The organism is Amphritea atlantica, from assembly GCA_024397875.1.
In the GTDB taxonomy this organism is placed as follows: domain Bacteria; phylum Pseudomonadota; class Gammaproteobacteria; order Pseudomonadales; family Balneatricaceae; genus Amphritea; species Amphritea atlantica_B.
The window spans coordinates 3,599,362-3,615,239 of record CP073344.1 but is presented as its reverse complement, the minus strand read 5'-3'; the positions used below and the strand labels follow the sequence as shown (position 1 = coordinate 3,615,239).

The window sequence follows — 15,878 nt, the reverse complement described above, 5'->3', positions numbered from 1 at the left end:
TGCTTTTTTATTATCGCGCTGGTGGCGTGTTAAACGTCCGGATGAGCCCGGGGTATTATATCGGTGGCGTTATACAGGGGCGTTATATTTGTTCTGCTCTGATTAGGTGAATATAAAACGGGTCTGATGATGGAACGCAACAGGATTTTTACACGACTACTACCCGTTATTCTGTGGGCGGTGGTTTCAGTCAGCTATGCCGGAGATCTGCCTGCATTGAGCTGTGAGGCCGATGAAACTCCAGCGTATGTGATTACCTACGATCATTTTGTGACCCGGTTGATTGACGATCAGCCGGATAAGCAAGGTCGCCAGCTAGTCATTGCCACCGCAGATACCCGATATTATGCAGAAACGGGCGAGATGCTGGCGATGGCTGCCCGGTCGCGTGGTGAAACGACCTACTCCCCCTATCGGAAAGAACGCTGGGAAACCCCTGATGCGGTATACACCTATCTCTCTATCGGCAATATCGCCAGGGTCAGGATGCATCCGCTTATTGAAAAAAGCGCTATCCCCTATGGCTTGCTGTCCGGGAGTGCTCCTGTGAGAACTGTCGCGGGTTATCAGTGTAACTGGAGTGAAGAGGATATTGTCGGGATACAGAAAACGCAGCAGTGCGAAGCGGCTTTTTACGGTTGGAGAACCCCTCTCTATACCCGGAAAATGGCTGAAGGCCGGGATGTTCTGTTGTCTGAAGCGACCGCTATCAGTCAGCGCTGTATCAAAAAAGAGAGCCTGTATGTGCCTGAAGATAAGCCGTGGAAATTCTCCGAATAAGGTTTTTGTATCGGCAGTGCGGGTCTGAAAACTGGCATAAAAAACCGGTAAAAGAGTCGACTGGCGATCGGGACAGGGGGGCTGAAGGCGCACTGCCCGGTGGAGTATGTGCTGCATAGCCGGATCCGGAGTCACAGGTGTCAACTCAACGATAGCGAGGGCGTTGCGGGAACAGCGTTGCAGATTCACGACTTTATCCGGCTGTTTGTCAGGAATCTGGGCTGAGTTAATCGCTTTCAGTTGCTGATTTGATGCCGATCGGCGAAAATAGCGCCCAATGATATTTTCTGGCTTCTGCAGGTTGGTGTGCAGGGCAGTTTCCAAAATAACCGGATCTCTATGTCTAGTATCTCTAAGGAAGTCTCGATTCGTCGGACTTTCGCAATTATTTCCCACCCGGATGCGGGTAAAACCACGATTACCGAAAAACTGCTGTTGTTCGGAAACCTGATTCAGAAAGCCGGTACCGTTAAGGGTAAAAAGTCTGACCGTCATGCAACGTCCGACTGGATGAGTATGGAGCAGGAGCGGGGTATTTCGGTTACCTCATCGGTGATGCAGTTTCCTCATAATGGTCGTATCGTCAACCTGCTGGACACTCCGGGACACGAGGACTTCTCAGAAGATACCTATCGTACACTGACCGCAGTAGACTCCGCTTTGATGGTGGTGGATGGCGCCAAGGGTGTCGAGGCTCGCACCATTAAACTGATGGAAGTCTGTCGTCTGCGTGACACGCCGATTCTGTCTTTTGTTAACAAGATGGACCGGGATATCCGTGATCCGATTGAACTGCTGGATGAGATTGAAGAGGTGCTGAAAATTGCGGCAGCGCCGATTACCTGGCCGATCAGTATGGGTAAGGATTTTCGCGGTGTGTATAACCTCTACACCGATACTATCCATGTGTTTACGCCGGGGCAGGGTAGCGTTATTCCCGATGATATTCAGGTTCAGGGGCTGGAAAGCGATGCCGCCCGGGAATTGCTGGGTAACCTCTATGAAGACTTTGTCGATGAGATCGAGCTGGTTCGGGGGGCAAGCCATGAATATGATCAGGATGAATATCTGGCGGGTCGGCAGACACCTGTTTATTTTGGTACCGCGCTGTCTAACTTCGGTGTCCGTGAAATGCTTGATGGTTTTGTTGAGTTTGCACCGTCACCGATTGCCCGGGAAACCATTAGCCGCCCGGTCGCGGCAGATGAAGAGGCCTTTTCCGGTTTTGTGTTTAAAATTCAGGCCAATATGGACCCTAAACACCGTGACCGGATCGCCTTTATGCGAGTCTGTTCAGGGAGTTATACCCGTGGCATGAAGATGCGTCATGTGCGGATCAAAAAGGATGTAAAGATTGCCGATGCGGTGACCTTCCTGGCCGGAGACCGTTCCAATGTCGAGGAAGCCTGGTCCGGCGATATAATCGGACTGCACAACCACGGTACTATTCAGATCGGTGATACCTTTACCGAAGGTGAGGACCTGAAGTTTACCGGTATTCCTCACTTCGCGCCGGAGATGTTCCGCCGGGTGCGGCCTAAAGACCCGCTGAAGATGAAGCAGTTGCAGAAAGGCTTGCAGCAATTATCGGAAGAGGGTGCGGTCCAGTTGTTTCAGCCGATCAATAAGAACGATCTGATTCTGGGTGCCGTAGGGCAGCTGCAGTTTGAGGTGGTGGTATACCGTCTCAAAGATGAGTACAAAGTTGAATGCATGTACGAGCCGGTCACGATAGCGACTGCCCGCTGGGTTGAGTGCGAGGATGCCCGTAAGCTGGAAGAGTTTCGCCGTAAAGGGGGAGATAACCTGGCCCTGGATGGTGGAGGCTTGCTGACCTATCTGGCGCCGACCCGGGTGAATCTGAGCCTGACCGAGGAGCGCTGGCCGGATATGCGCTTCCGCTCAACCCGGGAGCACTGATAAAAAACGCGCCTTGGGGCGCGTTTTTTTTTGTTTCCAGAGGCGATGGTCTCGTCTGCCAAAGGGGATCAGGACTCTCTACCGAGTGGCTGCAGCCGTCTTCTTACAAGGCCATGCAGTGGTGATAAACTTGATTCTCCCGAATAAGGCTCTTAAGCTTTTTCTTATCACTGGCGCGTCACGAAGTGACGTTTAGCAAGCGGCGAAGCCGCGTCTGGCAATGAATGACTCTATGCAGCTGATCGATACCCACTGTCATCTGGATTTTCCAGCGTTGGCAGACGACATAGGCACTGTGCTTAAGCGTGCCCGGGACAAGGGGGTAGCCCGGTTTGTGGTGCCGGGTGTCTCTGAGCCGCACTGGAGCCGCTTACTGGCACTCTGTGCTGCGCATTCCGGCCTTTATCCCGCGCTGGGCTTGCACCCCTGCTTTGAACATCCCGATGCTGAAAATGACCTGTGCCGACTGAAGCTGGAGTTACAAAACCGTTCTGATCTGGTGGCTGTGGGAGAGATAGGTCTGGATCTGTTTATCCCGCAGGCCGAGCTGCAACAGCAACTGGATATCCTGTTACCTCAACTAAGGCTGGCGAAACAGTTTGCTAAACCGGTATTGCTGCACGTTCGCAAGGCCCATGATCAGATGCTGAAGCAGTTACGTCAGGTGAAGCTGGAGCGGGCCGGGCTGGTACACGCCTTTTCAGGCAGCGAACAGCAGGCCCGGGAGTATCTTAAACTGGGATTCAGGCTGGGAATCGGTGGGGCGGTAACCTATGATCGCGCGACCAGATTGCGACGCCTGGTGGCTGAGTTGCCGCTTGAAAGCTTTGTCCTGGAGACCGATAGTCCGGATATGCCGCTGCTCGGCTATCAGGGGCAGGTTAACTATCCTGAACGGGTCGCGAAGGTTGCCGCGGTTGTTGCTAAGCTCAGGCAGCAGCCACTGGAAGAAGTTATCGAAGCAACCGCAGCTCAGTCGGAAATGATCCTGTTGTTATAGAGTGAATCATTGATATCCCCAAGCACCTTCCATACGGTATCGGTATGTTCGTTGGCGGGGACACGGTAGTAACGACCGTTTTCGCTGATCTTATCTGCTGTATAGGGGGCTCCCTGAGGCTCGAGTATCATCCGCAGCAGGCTGCCGCGATAGTTCGGGCCGCTGATCTTGGTGCCGTAAACGTCTTCAACCGGTCCGGCGAACTGAGTGCCGGTGCTGATTGTGCTGAGGCTGTGGCAGGTCGAGCTGCTGCCCTGGCAGTAACTGTAATCTTTCAGATCAATGGTGTAGTAGCTGGTATCTGTCGGTTCGGGCAGCTTGGTGATGCTGTCCATGCATCCGGTCAGGGCCAGTGTTATAAATGTTGCGATGATAACTCTGAGCATAATAGTTCCTGATAATGGTCTGTTGACGTTGTGCGCAAGCTGCCTTTCACTTGTACCGCCTTTACGGTTTTAAATCTTATTTCATATCGTCGAACGGGTTATCTATATCCAGGCTGACTGGCTGAGCATAGCCTGGCAGGCGGATCTCCCGGTTACTGATTTCAAGATCTTCACCCGCCAGAACGTTGTGATCATAGAGATAGATAGGCCGGGTCAGGCCCTTGATGCTGTTCTGATCATAGGCGGTTGCGGCTTCCCGGGTTGCAATCAGCTTATCCTGATAGCGGTTAAGCGTTTCCTGTCCGTAACGCTTCAGCAGCATCTGGCGGGTAATATGGGGCGCCAGTACAACGGCACTCGCATTATTACCACCAAATCCTTTTGAGTTGAGAATTATGGAGTCTATCCCCTGTGGACCAACCTCAATGTGCTGGTTGCTCAGGTTAAGGTTGCTGTTATGGATATCGCTGGCAAACTCCGGTGTAGTGGTGATGCCCGGAATGTAACCATACTCCCATACGCCCAGTGACAGGTTCATCTGGTCGCCGCCGGCGGTGCCCTGTGAATGGCCGATAAAGCATTTCAGTGCAGCGACGGTCCAGTTCTGAATGCCAAACGCTTTGGCGGTTTCATTGATAACGTGGGATTCGGTGACTCTGTTCTGCGGCGTGCTGGTGCCGTGCGCCTGAACGAAACTGCGCTGATGCAGCGAGGTCTGTCCGAGCATGCTCTGTACCAGCGAGGCGGCCTTACCCATCGTGATATAGTTACCGATACCGGGGGCTGAGATCGACTTCTTGTGGCCATCGGCGTTGACGAATACTTCGGCTACGGCGCCGTGGATGTCGGCTCCCAGTTCAATCGCCAGATCATCGCTCATTAACAGGGTGAACTGTGAAGATTCGGCGATGGTAAAACCGCAGTTATTACCAAACGGGCGACAGGCCTTACGATAATCATCGGCACACAGCTCGGCGAGATTATCCAGCGCCTGCAGGTCTTTATCCTCTGCCAGTGCGCCCATTGAACGAAAGCCTTCGATTATTTCCTGAGTCACCGGGGCATCGCTGCCACCGACCAGGACGACCTTACGGCGGCCGGAACGGATATCGTTTACTGCACTGCGCAGGTTGTAGAGAAAGGTGGCACAGGCGCCCAGTGAACCGCCGGTTACACCGACACTGCCGAGAATGTAGGCGTTAACAAAGTCAGCCGGCATCTGTGCGTAGCCCAGAGGCATCTGTTTTGAGGTGGTTCGCTTGCCGATTGACGGATATTTAGTCAGGCCGCCAAACCCCAGATCATCAAGCTGACCGATTGAGTTGCTGGCATAGACACCGATCTGATCAGGGCTGACAGCCGCGGCAATTTTGTCCCACGGAATGCCGGCAGAATTAAGGGCATCGGAGGCCCCGAATACCGTCATCTGGATATTGCGTGGATGATTGCGCGACTGGTACAGCTTGCCGGGTTGGAAACCGCTGGGCAACTGTCCGGCGGATTGCACCAGAGCTTCTTTGAAATCGGGGAAAATAACGTCCAGATCACCCTTCAGTGTCACTTCAATCTGGGTGCCAGACAGTGGCTTAACTGACCAGTTTGAAGGAATATTCTGGGGCAACTGTCGCTTGCGCAGGGTAAAGGTGATCGGCTCGTCCGCATTGATGGTAGCGGGTTTGTTGAAGGTGACATTATGAACATCAAAGCACTCTTTTTCGATACGACGAATCAGAGTGTTGTTACATACCTGAGGGGTGATCGTTTCTAAGAGTTCGCTGACCGCGGTGGCGTTGCCCTGCTGATCGATGTAGCTGTTGTCTCTGTAACCTGCCAGTCCCATCAGCGTGGCCAGGTCCAGTAACGTCTCACTGCGCTTTTCGCTATTGAGTTTATCGAGGATCAGGCGCCGATAGCCATGGTGAAATGAACTGCGTCCGGCTGGGCTGATGCCGCCGAACCCCACGATGACTGGTAGCTGAGACAAGTGATAATCCTCGGGCAGAATGTTTCGATCGCAATACAAAGGTCTTACTTATGTGTTAAAAGAGATTCTATAAGGTGTTGTAACCTGAGGCCAGTTCTATATCGTGAAAAATGCCCCGCTAAGGTGATATTCAGCTTAAAAAACGATAATTTACTAACTAGATTGGCTAAGGGGGAACTAAGTTGGCAGAATAGCAACTAACCCCGATTAAAGAGAGCGCGATCGTTATCGGTTTTATCAGTTCGCAGTAATGTCTGAATCAGGCTGAACTTTTTCACAGATCCTCAAAGGAGTGATAATGAAAAAAATAATTGTTTTAGCTGGTGCTATTGCACTGGCGGGATGCCAGACAATGGATCCATATACCCAGGAATCTAAGACCAGCAATGCCACTACCGGTGCCGGCATTGGTGCTGTTGCCGGTGCGGTTCTGGGTAATGCCGTGGCGGGTAAAGGTAAAAGAACGGAAGGCGCGATTGCCGGTGCATTGCTGGGTGGTGCCGTGGGTGGCGGTATCGGTTACTACATGGACCAGCAGGAGATGTTGTTGCGTCAGGAGCTGGAAGGCACCGGCGTACGGGTTGAACGCATTGGTGACTCAATCCGCCTGATTATGCCGGGCAATGTGACATTCCCGACCAATTCATACGTGGTTGATCAGGGTTTCTATCCAACTCTGAACTCAGTCGCCAAGGTACTGGTTAAATTCGACAAGACGGTGGTAAATATTGACGGTTTTACCGACAGTACCGGATCTTTTGAATCCAATCAGACCCTGTCGGAGCGTCGTGCAGCCAGCGTTGCCCAATATCTGGCCGGTGGTGGTGTAGCGCCGTTACGACTTCAGTCGCGTGGCTATGGTGAGCGCTATCCGGTGGCCAGCAATGATACCGCCGGTGGGCGGTCGATGAACCGTCGCGTAGAAGTTAATATTCGTGGGACTCAGAACTAATTGCGACTCGCTTCGCGAGAGTAGCTAGAACGGAACCTTCGGCTCCTGCTCGTGGCTAGACGGAAACTTCGTTTCCTTGCTAGAAAAAGCATAAACAAGAAACCGCCAATATGGCGGTTTTTTTGTGTCAGGTTTCGACACACAGCGGACATTAACGCCTCAAGAAGAGGCGCGCGTTAGCGCGTCCTTCTTGCTTGACTTGATACTCATAGAGCCTTCTCCCCCCAGCTTACTGTTTTCACACTAAGCTGGAAGGCGACCAAACCAAAAGGAGAAGACCCATGAGATTTTACACCAACAAACATCCCTTTTACTGCGGTATCGACTTGCATGCACGCTCCCTGTACGTCTGTATCTTAGACGATGATGGGCAAACTGTGCTTCATAAAGAGATTAAAGCCAAGCCTGAACCCTTATTAGATCTTCTGAAGCCCTATCTCGGCAATGTCGTTCTGGGTGTCGAATGTATGCATTGCTGGTACTGGATTTCCGATTTCTGCCATGAACATAACATCGATTTTATTCTGGGTCACGCCCTGTATATGAAAGCAATCCATGGGGGAAAAGCTAAAAATGACCGGATCGATTCATACAAAATCGCACACTTAATTCGCGGTGGAAACTTTCCTTTAGCCTACGTGTATCCCGCTGAAATGAGGGCGACCCGTGATCTGCTGCGTCGACGCACCCGCATTGTCAGGCACGGTGCAGACCTGAAAGCCCATGTTAAAAACACCACCAGTCAGTACAACCTGCCACCTAACAACCTGAATCTGCGTTACTCCAATGCCCGGGAGCAGATGCGTGATAAGTTTGCCGATGAATTGGTGCAGAAAAATATCGATCTGGATCTGAATATCATTGAGTTTTACCACCGTCAGCTCAGTGCAATCGAATGTTATATCGAAAAGCACGCCAAGCATCACAATGGCCGGGATTACCATATTTTAACCAGCGTACCTGGCATGGGACGGATACTGGCACTCACCATTCTGTATGAGATCGGCGATATTACACGCTTTGAAAGCGTGCAGAAGTTTGCCTCGTATAGCCGGTTGATCAAATGCAGGGCTGAGTCCGCAGGCAAGGTGTATGGGACTCAAGGCAATAAAATTGGTAACGCACATTTGCGATGGGCCTTTGGTGAAGTTGCCGTAGGTTATCTGAGAGGGAATGAGAAGGCTCAGTCGTATCTGGCCCGACTACATAAACGTATGGGCAAAGCGAAGGCATTGACTGCCCTGGCTCACAAGCTCGGGCGCTGTGTCTATTTTATGCTTAAGAATCGGCAGGTATTTGATGAACAAAGATTTTTAGCCGGGTAAGTCACGCAGTGAAGCGAGCTGAACGTCTAACTGGAAACAACAGAGACCGTCGAAGGCCTGGTAACCCTTATTAAATTCAACAGGTCTTGTGGTCCGGGCACATTAGCCCCTGGCCTTGATTAGACGCTTCACTGGCGTGCATTAACAATCAGTAAAGCGGTTTGCACCTGAACTGAGCCTGATACTAACTGGAATGTATTCCACGGTTTTGAATAGCGCCTTTCTCAGGTTAACCGATGAATGTCTAGTACCCCTACTTACGTCAGGGATGAGGTATTGGTAGGCACCCGTTGAGCACGGGGTAAGAGAGTCTCAATATGTGTTTGTTGCAAACTCGTTTTGGCAACGACAATGACAGACGAAGACAACTGGCTGACTGATTGATTGAAATAAATGCACTGGCCGCTTCGCGGCCAGATAAGAGCGTTATACTCTATTGACTCCGAGGCGGCTCATATGTGTTACGTGTTTGAAGCGCAGGAAATAGCTGATTAACAAAGTCTGCGCATGACGATATGTGGTGCAAACAGTCGCCAACCAACATTGACGAACCATGAGCCTTAGAGTTTCTCAGATCAGAGATTACATCCACCATTGATTTGCACCATTCATTATCAGGGCTTGGGTTATCTATATGACGAAACCCTGAATCTTTAATCCAACGCTGTGATACAGCGTGGTTTATTAAGGCTTTGAGCATCATTTTCTTTTAGGGTTAGTCTTAAGCCTTAGTGCGTGCTCAATGACTGTATACGTTTTAAGGTGAACCTCAGGAGCTAACGCATAGAAATAGTAGGAATACAGCGCCATGTTTTTAACAACATTAAACTGTCCTTTGATTTCGTCAGGAACTTCATCGTTTAGAACTTCCTCCGAAAGATACTTATGCATTCCCTCCAAGCTAGGAACAGAGCCACAGATAACTCCCATCAACCGATGCTTTTCATCCATCTCTGTTAATTCTTCTAAGCTTTTAAATTCTTCCATGCTTGACTCTGAAGTGACACGTAACGCCCAAAGCAGCGGCGCGCGGTTAGCGCGTCGGATTGCCTTTGCTTGTTAAGCATTGAACCTTGCTACTATAGATTTACATTCTGACAAAGAGAATTCCTTTGCCTACTTAATTGATTGCTGTATTTCAGGCTCATGCCGATCGAGAGCTTCTTGAGACCAGTATTTCCTTGGTGCGCCAATTGGCAAATGATCAACTTCAGACGCAACACCAGTAAAAGCTAGAAAATCTTTGTCATCTTCAGGCAGGTCAACCTCAAACCTTAACGAAGACAATTCAATAGCCCCCTCTAGGTAGTGAATAGAACCATCAAGCATTCCGTTTGCTACTTCTACGGCACGCTTACGTTGCTTCTCGATGTATTCTTCATGGTTCATTTTCATAGAATGCTTAACGTCTTGCTAAGGGGCAAACTGCGCAGCAGTTTGTCCCGCGGAGGCCACTTGTGGCCGGAGTGTACTTGAGCAACTTGTGTACGCCCAGCATGGGCATGAACTAATGAGGTGAAAGTCCTCTGTAGGAAGGTCACCATCCATAGCGATTTATAATCGTTATTAGATGTTAACTACTAGCGAATGGCAAGGGCTTAACCGCGAGGTTCGGTCTGGAGGAAGCCGCTAGCAAAACTGCGTGCTGATGAACAAAAACATCATATGAGGCGTAGGCTGGAGGCGAGTCAGCACAAGATGACGAAGCCATGTGATCTAACGGCCACCGTAAATGATGCAGCAGTGCAGCGAAAGTTCATGCTCTTATCTGGGGAGATCTGCTTAACCGGCGATCGATAAATTACCAGTTCTCAGCCACTGGTTTCAACAGGCTCGGCAAGCAGGCCCCATCACCCTGCTTGAGCAAAATGATGAAAATCGATAGCGCTTGGCAGGGTAACCTGCTGAGTGATTAAGCAGAAGTCAGCAGACGGCGTAGTAGCCAAACGCCCAGCGTAATGGCTGGGATAGGGTGAAGGCCTGAACATTTGTATAAAGGAGGAGCCTTGTCACACTTGAACACACGAATGCCGACCGGCAGTGACGTAACTCAGCGTCGTGTCAAGAAGCCAGCCTTTAGCCATGATCTATTCGAACAGGTACTGCAAAGAGATAATCTGCAGGCTGCATGGAAGCGAGTTCGAGCCAATAAGGGGGCTGCGGGAGTGGATGGGATGACCATTGATGAATTCCCCGCATGGGCGAAATCAGGCGAATGGAAACGGGTGGTAAATGAACTGGAAACAGGACGCTATCGCCCCTCACCGGTCAGACGGGTTGAGATAGATAAACCGGATGGCGGTAAACGCCAACTGGGTATCCCAACCATCACAGACCGTGTGATCCAGCAAGCCATCGCCCAAGTCCTCACGCCCATTTTCGACCCGGAGTTCTCAAACCATAGCTATGGTTTCCGTCCGGGCCGAAATGGGCAACAAGCGGTTAAACAGGTACAAGGCATCATCAAGGAGGGACACCGCATCGCGGTGGATGTTGATCTCTCTAAGTTCTTTGACCGGGTGAATCATGACCTGTTGATGACGCTCCTGGGTCGTAAGATCAGGGACAAGCGTTTGCTCAAGTTGATCAAGCTCTACCTTCGAGCTGGGGTTATCGATAACCAGTTGTTTAGGGAAAGCCGAGAAGGTGTTCCACAGGGTGGCCCCTTATCGCCACTACTGGCGAATATCATGCTCGACCCGCTAGACAAAGAATTGGAGAAACGCGGTCACAAGTTTGCTCGTTACGCCGATGACTTTACCATTCTGGTAAAGAGTCAGCGAGCGGGTGAACGCGTATTGCGCAGTATCAGCCAATACCTGCAAAACCGTTTAAAGCTGGTCGTTAACTCGACCAAGAGCCACGTCGTTAAAACCAGTGATAGCAAGTTTCTGGGATTTACGTTCCAGAAAGGTCGCATTCAATGGCATGCGAAAACGCTGCACAAGTTCAAGCAGCAGGTTCGACGATTAACGAACCGTAACTGGGGTGTATCGATGCGATACCAACTCTTCAAGACCAGTCAATTTATACGCGGCTGGATCAATTACTTTGGCATCGCCAATTGCTATCAACTCTGTGTCGACCTGGATCACTGGATACGGCGCAGAGTCAGAATGGCTTACTGGCGACAGTGGCGAAAACCACGCACCAAAGTCAGAAACCTGATGAGGCTGGGCGTTCGAGTTCAGGCAGCAGTTGCGTGTGGCATTACCAGCAAAGGCCCATGGCGCAGTTCAAAAACACCGGGGATAAATCAGGCATTATCCAATGCCTATTTAAAATCTCAGGGGTTGTATGAGTTACGTGATGGATGGATCAAGCTTCACTATGGCAAATGAAACGCCCTGTGCGGACCCGCATGCAGGGTGTTGTGGGGGCTGAGGGTTAGAGACCCTCGGCTACCCGATTAGAGGCATTATTCAGTTTAAGTCCAAGTAACTACTAACAGCTTGTTGCATAATATCTACGAGCTCTGCATCCATATATTGATACTCATCTGGGACATCTAATACCTGAATGTCCTTATGGTTGAGTAGTCTCGTAAATTCTGCTTTTAGACGATTTTTATGTTTTTCTTCCATCACAAAAATTACGTCCGCCCACTGTATATCTTTAGCATTTACAGTTTTCTTTGCTCGTGGGCTCGTACCCGCAGATCTAACGTTTAAACTGGGATGTTTCCTCCAGACATTCTCCGCTGTGGGACTTCGCCATTGATTACGACTACAGATAAATAGGATATTCTTCATCTCAGCACTTTCAAGAGGCATCTCATCATCCAATTTTTGTCTCAGTGTTTTGGGTGGATAGTCAATCCCAAGCCGCTCGGCTCGTTTCAATTTCTCCGAGCGAATGTACATGAGCTTCCAGTTCTTCTCAGGTGAAATTCGTTTATCTATAAAGTCTTCTTTTGCTTCCTTACTATTCTTTTTTGCTTGTCTCCACGCCTTATTTCGGTTGTTGTCCATTGTGAATCCTCATCAATTATCGGGTTCAACAGCCGCGATAACACGGTGAGATTAAATACAGGTCTTGAAGGCCTCTAACAATTTATTATTGCGCCCATGCAAGGTTCTAAAGCTTGCAAGCTCTGCTACCTTGTAAGGTACATTTATATCTAGGGACGGGTAAAAGATGTATCGCAGAAGCCGTAAGTATCAGGAATATGTGACTAAATATGCAAAGGCAAGGGCTGTCAGAGAGGAAAAAAGGATCAATGGTATTCATCCTGAATATCCGCCTGAGTTACCCGAGCTACGCAGGTTAATCAAAATTACAGACTACGATACGGGTACTCCAGTTACCCATCGAATTGAACTATATCGCAGTAACCGTGTTGATTGCTACAACGTTTGGGTAAACGACAAACTTTGGAAAAAACGCATTGGTTGGAGCAAAGTTCTTGAAGGATTAAGAAAAGCTTTACCACGTCGTATCAATCACTGGTGAGCATGTCCGCTATTGGCACAAAGCAGACATGAAAATGAGAGTTAAGTAGTTCTCTTTAATTTTTTCTAGCAAGGAAACGAAGTTTCCGTCTAGCTCCTAGCAAGCGACGCAGTCGCGTCTAGCGAGCCGCGCAGCGGCGTTCTGTGTCGTGATCTCACCAAGAGATCACGACATCGTCCGGCTGTATGTTGAAGATAGCGCCGTCCTCTGCCAGCCGACCGATAGCGAACATCGGTTGCACTTCTGTCACAGTGAGGGTTTTGCGGGTGTTGGTCAGCTGTACATGGCTGCGCATATCGTCGGTGAAAAAGTTCGACTTCCGATACACCGTGAGTTTGTCGCCGGCTTTGATGCCTGCCAGCGCGCCGGCATTGAACCAGAGCAGGTTATCTTCACTTTTGGTTATGCGGGCCGAGAAGGGCATGCACCGCAGTTCATCATTGAGATCGGCCGCTATCTGGTTCAGCAGTTCACGGGTTTGCTTACCATAGTCCAGACGCCAGAATTCGGCACTGGCAAAGCCCGGTCTGGCTTCGGGTTCCAGATTCCAGCGGCCGGCGGTCGCGTACTGTCTGCTGAATAGCAGGGCACCGGAAAAACCATCGTGGATATAGAGATCCAGCACCAGGGTGCGCAGGTGACGTTTGCTGCGGTAATCGAGTCGGTTATAGAGGTCTACCAGAATATTGCGCTGTGGATCGATGACGGAGGAATCGTACAGGCTGATATCACGGATGACGCCGGAGACGATATATTGCACATCCAGCTGTCGGGTATGGTCCAGTACAGTGGTCAGTGCGCCGGCACTGAGCTGGCGTGTGGGGGCGTTGGCAGCGGTTTCATGGACATTCAGCATGCCAGCGTTAAGCGCCCTCAGATTGCTGATCTGGTTGATCTGATTGCTGAGAATGTTACTCAGCTCTGTCTGAATGTTGCTGAGAGATCCCAGATTGGCCTGTTGCGGGTAAAGTAGCGGAAAAGCGACCACTGCGACCGATTTCTGGTATCCATGTCCCGAGACCCCCGCAGCGCAGCCCTCTTCAAAATCGATATCTGCCCGGACTTTAACCCAGAGCATCCGGCCCTGAATATTCTCATCCAGAATCTCAATGTTGCTTACCATACCGAGGGTGCTAACCTGCATATTGTCGATGCTCAGTACGCCCTGATTCATGCTCTGGGTACTGCTGACAATCGCGCTGGCCTGCAGCGAGGCTTGCTGGGTGGCGTTTTTGATCGCGGCCTGGCGTGCAGAGTCTATATCCTTGTCGAATATCAGTGCGCGCCCCTCTGCTTCCATCGTAACGGCGTGCAGTGACAGGCTGAAAAGGCTGAACAATAATGCTGCGGCGATACGAATCATAGGGCTAAACATACTTTCTGGCTGACCGATAAGACACTAAGGTATGCAAAATATTGATCTGTTGCAATACGGCGGGGACTGTTTAAGTACCTGATTTATGTTAGTTTAAACGGATATTTAATTCTGGGTGTCGGGTGTCGATGAGATATTCTTTACTGCTTTGGCCGCTTCTGCTGGCCGGGTGTGCGCTGAACGAGCCGGTTCCTGTGACGGTGCAGAGTGTTGATCCACAGGCGCTGGCGCAGCTGCGCGAAGCGGAAACTGCCAATCTTGAGGCGCGACGTGAGCTGACCAGGCATGAGGTCAGGGTCGTTGGTGATCAGCCTTCCGGCGCCGATCCGCTGAGCGAAGCGGTGGCTCAGATGGCGGTTCAGCTGAATGTGGGGCTGACGGAAAACCGTGTTAAACGGCTGCCAATCGCTATCCTGCCTTTTGTTCAACTTGGCAGTAAAGCTTCCGGAACACCGACCGGTGAGCGGCTCAGTGAGAACTTCATCTTTCAGTTACAGCAGCATGGCTATAACCTGGTCGATTTTCGTGCGGTGAGTCTGAATACTACGGTTAAAGACCCCCTGTCCGCTGACAATCTTTCCGGAATACGCTACCGCTATCGTATCCATTTTGTGCTGACAGGAACCTATAGTCAGCATCCGGATGGCATCATTATCAATGCCCGGGTGCTGGATACCACCAGTCGTCAGATTCTGGCGGCATCGCAAACCAATATTCCTGCGGTTCGCCTGGAAGGCGCGTTGCCGGGGTATGACCCGATTAAAGCGATGGATGACGGCATGATCATTGAGAATGGAACACGTCAAACGACGTCGGAGAGTAACCAATGAAGGCGCGATTCCAGCGGACAAAAATCGGGTTGAGAAACCTGACCCGGGGCGTTCTGGCGACGTTGCTGGTTATCTCGCTGGGTGGCTGTGAAACCTTTGTTGAATCGACTAAAGACATTGTTTCAGCGCTGCCGGATCTGCCGCCCAGTGTCGATGACACACCGATACAACCCAACTGGGTTCAGGTCACCGGGTATGCGCCGATCAGTCTGCAGGAAGGGCAGACTCAGCAGCATAAGGTGCTGATGGCGATGAAAGCCTCAAAGCTGGATGCTTACCGGGAGCTGACGGTGCTGGTTCATGGACAATACCTTGCGGGGACTACCTCGGTGCAGGATATGGTGTTGAAGAACAATCAGTTTCAGGGGGCTGTGGCTGGAATCGTCCGGGGCGCCCGGGTGGTGAAGAGCTATCCGGTACAGACGGATGTTTACGCTACAATTCTTGAGATCGATCTGAATCAGGTGCAGCGGGCCTGGCAAGCCAGTAACCAATAGTAACGAGACCTATTAAGTTAGAGATAAAAAAACACAGGCGTGTCCTGTGTTTTTTTATGTCCGGGTCGGTGCGGTTTACTGCTTCGGTTTCTGGGTCGCCTCATAAGCCGCCAGCTGTTCCGGGGTGGCTTTCTTCTGGTGTTTTTCTTTCCACTCTGAGTAGGGCATGCCGTAGACCTGTTCACAAGCCTCCTCATAGCTCAGTTCAATGCCCCGTTCGTCGGCCGCCGCTTTATACCACTTTGACAGGCAGTTACGGCAGAATCCCGCCAGAATCATCAGGTCGATATTCTGGACATCTTTTCGCTCATCCAGATGTTTTACCAGGCGGCGAAAAGCGGCGGCTTCAAGTTCGGTCTGTGTCTGTGTATCCATAA

General features: G+C 50.7%; 15 protein-coding genes and 1 pseudogene. 9 read left to right on the top strand and 7 right to left on the bottom strand.

Going from position 1 to position 15,878, the window contains the following annotated elements:
- The first annotated feature begins 129 nt into the window (after positions 1-129).
- From KDX31_16720 to KDX31_16710, 3 genes are all read left to right on the top strand, one after another.
- Complete coding sequence (locus KDX31_16720) at positions 130-780, top strand: hypothetical protein (GenBank protein UTW02951.1); 651 nt, start codon at positions 130-132, stop codon at positions 778-780.
- A 339-nt stretch (positions 781-1,119) separates the two neighbouring features.
- Entirely contained in the window at positions 1,120-2,700 is a 1,581-nt protein-coding gene (locus tag KDX31_16715) for a peptide chain release factor 3 (GenBank protein ID UTW02950.1), read from the top strand.
- Positions 2,701-2,932: 232 nt separating this feature from the next.
- Entirely contained in the window at positions 2,933-3,700 is a 768-nt protein-coding gene (locus KDX31_16710) for a TatD family hydrolase (GenBank protein UTW05435.1), read from the top strand.
- On the opposite strand, the gene KDX31_16705 is transcribed toward KDX31_16710, so the two are convergent.
- Positions 3,673-4,086, bottom strand: a complete 414-nt coding sequence (locus tag KDX31_16705; protein UTW02949.1) for a hypothetical protein — start codon at positions 4,084-4,086, stop codon at positions 3,673-3,675. The two genes, KDX31_16710 and KDX31_16705, sit on opposite strands and share 28 nt — an antisense overlap.
- 76 nt (positions 4,087-4,162) lie before the next feature.
- Positions 4,163-6,070 (bottom strand): beta-ketoacyl synthase, encoded by a 1,908-nt coding sequence (locus tag KDX31_16700; GenBank protein ID UTW02948.1) that lies wholly within the window; start codon positions 6,068-6,070, stop codon positions 4,163-4,165.
- A 298-nt stretch (positions 6,071-6,368) separates the two neighbouring features.
- Here KDX31_16700 and KDX31_16695 point away from each other — a divergent pair, with 298 nt between their 5' ends.
- Both KDX31_16695 and KDX31_16690 read left to right on the top strand, forming a co-directional pair.
- A complete protein-coding gene (locus KDX31_16695; GenBank protein UTW02947.1) occupies positions 6,369-7,022 on the top strand; it encodes an OmpA family protein in 654 nt (217 codons plus the stop codon).
- A 281-nt stretch (positions 7,023-7,303) separates the two neighbouring features.
- Positions 7,304-8,347, top strand: a complete 1,044-nt coding sequence (locus KDX31_16690) for an IS110 family transposase (protein ID UTW02946.1) — start codon at positions 7,304-7,306, stop codon at positions 8,345-8,347.
- 433 nt (positions 8,348-8,780) lie between these two features.
- On the opposite strand, the pseudogene KDX31_16685 reads toward KDX31_16690, so the two are convergent.
- Both KDX31_16685 and KDX31_16680 read right to left on the bottom strand, forming a co-directional pair.
- Positions 8,781-9,334, bottom strand: a pseudogene (locus KDX31_16685) (hypothetical protein).
- A 129-nt stretch (positions 9,335-9,463) separates the two neighbouring features.
- The gene (locus KDX31_16680; protein ID UTW02945.1) at positions 9,464-9,742 is read right to left on the bottom strand and encodes a DUF2489 domain-containing protein; all 279 of its coding nucleotides are present in this window, start codon (positions 9,740-9,742) and stop codon (positions 9,464-9,466) included.
- 632 nt (positions 9,743-10,374) lie between these two features.
- On the opposite strand from KDX31_16680, the gene ltrA reads away from it, so the two are divergent.
- On the top strand, positions 10,375-11,688 hold the full coding sequence (gene ltrA, locus KDX31_16675) for a group II intron reverse transcriptase/maturase (protein UTW05434.1): 1,314 nt from the start codon (positions 10,375-10,377) through the stop codon (positions 11,686-11,688).
- 81 nt (positions 11,689-11,769) lie between these two features.
- On the opposite strand, the gene KDX31_16670 is transcribed toward ltrA, so the two are convergent.
- Complete coding sequence (locus KDX31_16670; protein UTW05433.1) at positions 11,770-12,099, bottom strand: phosphotyrosine protein phosphatase; 330 nt, start codon at positions 12,097-12,099, stop codon at positions 11,770-11,772.
- 418 nt (positions 12,100-12,517) lie between these two features.
- On the opposite strand from KDX31_16670, the gene KDX31_16665 reads away from it, so the two are divergent.
- The gene (locus tag KDX31_16665) at positions 12,518-12,799 is read left to right on the top strand and encodes a hypothetical protein (protein UTW02944.1); all 282 of its coding nucleotides are present in this window, start codon (positions 12,518-12,520) and stop codon (positions 12,797-12,799) included.
- A gap of 154 nt (positions 12,800-12,953) precedes the next feature.
- On the opposite strand, the gene KDX31_16660 is transcribed toward KDX31_16665, so the two are convergent.
- Entirely contained in the window at positions 12,954-14,174 is a 1,221-nt protein-coding gene (locus KDX31_16660) for a flagellar assembly protein T N-terminal domain-containing protein (GenBank protein ID UTW02943.1), read from the bottom strand.
- A 128-nt stretch (positions 14,175-14,302) separates the two neighbouring features.
- Between KDX31_16660 and KDX31_16655 the strand changes: the two genes are divergently transcribed.
- Positions 14,303-15,004, top strand: coding sequence for a hypothetical protein (locus KDX31_16655; GenBank protein UTW02942.1), 702 nt, complete (start codon positions 14,303-14,305; stop codon positions 15,002-15,004).
- Positions 15,001-15,501 (top strand): LPP20 family lipoprotein, encoded by a 501-nt coding sequence (locus KDX31_16650; protein ID UTW02941.1) that lies wholly within the window; start codon positions 15,001-15,003, stop codon positions 15,499-15,501. Before KDX31_16655 ends, KDX31_16650 begins: the two co-directional genes overlap by 4 nt.
- Before the next feature lie 75 nt (positions 15,502-15,576).
- Here the strand turns inward: KDX31_16650 and KDX31_16645 are convergent, their stop codons facing one another.
- Positions 15,577-15,876: a DUF1244 domain-containing protein gene (locus tag KDX31_16645; protein ID UTW02940.1), complete on the bottom strand. Its 300-nt coding sequence runs from the start codon at positions 15,874-15,876 to the stop codon at positions 15,577-15,579.
- Between the last annotated feature and the right edge of the window lie 2 nt (positions 15,877-15,878).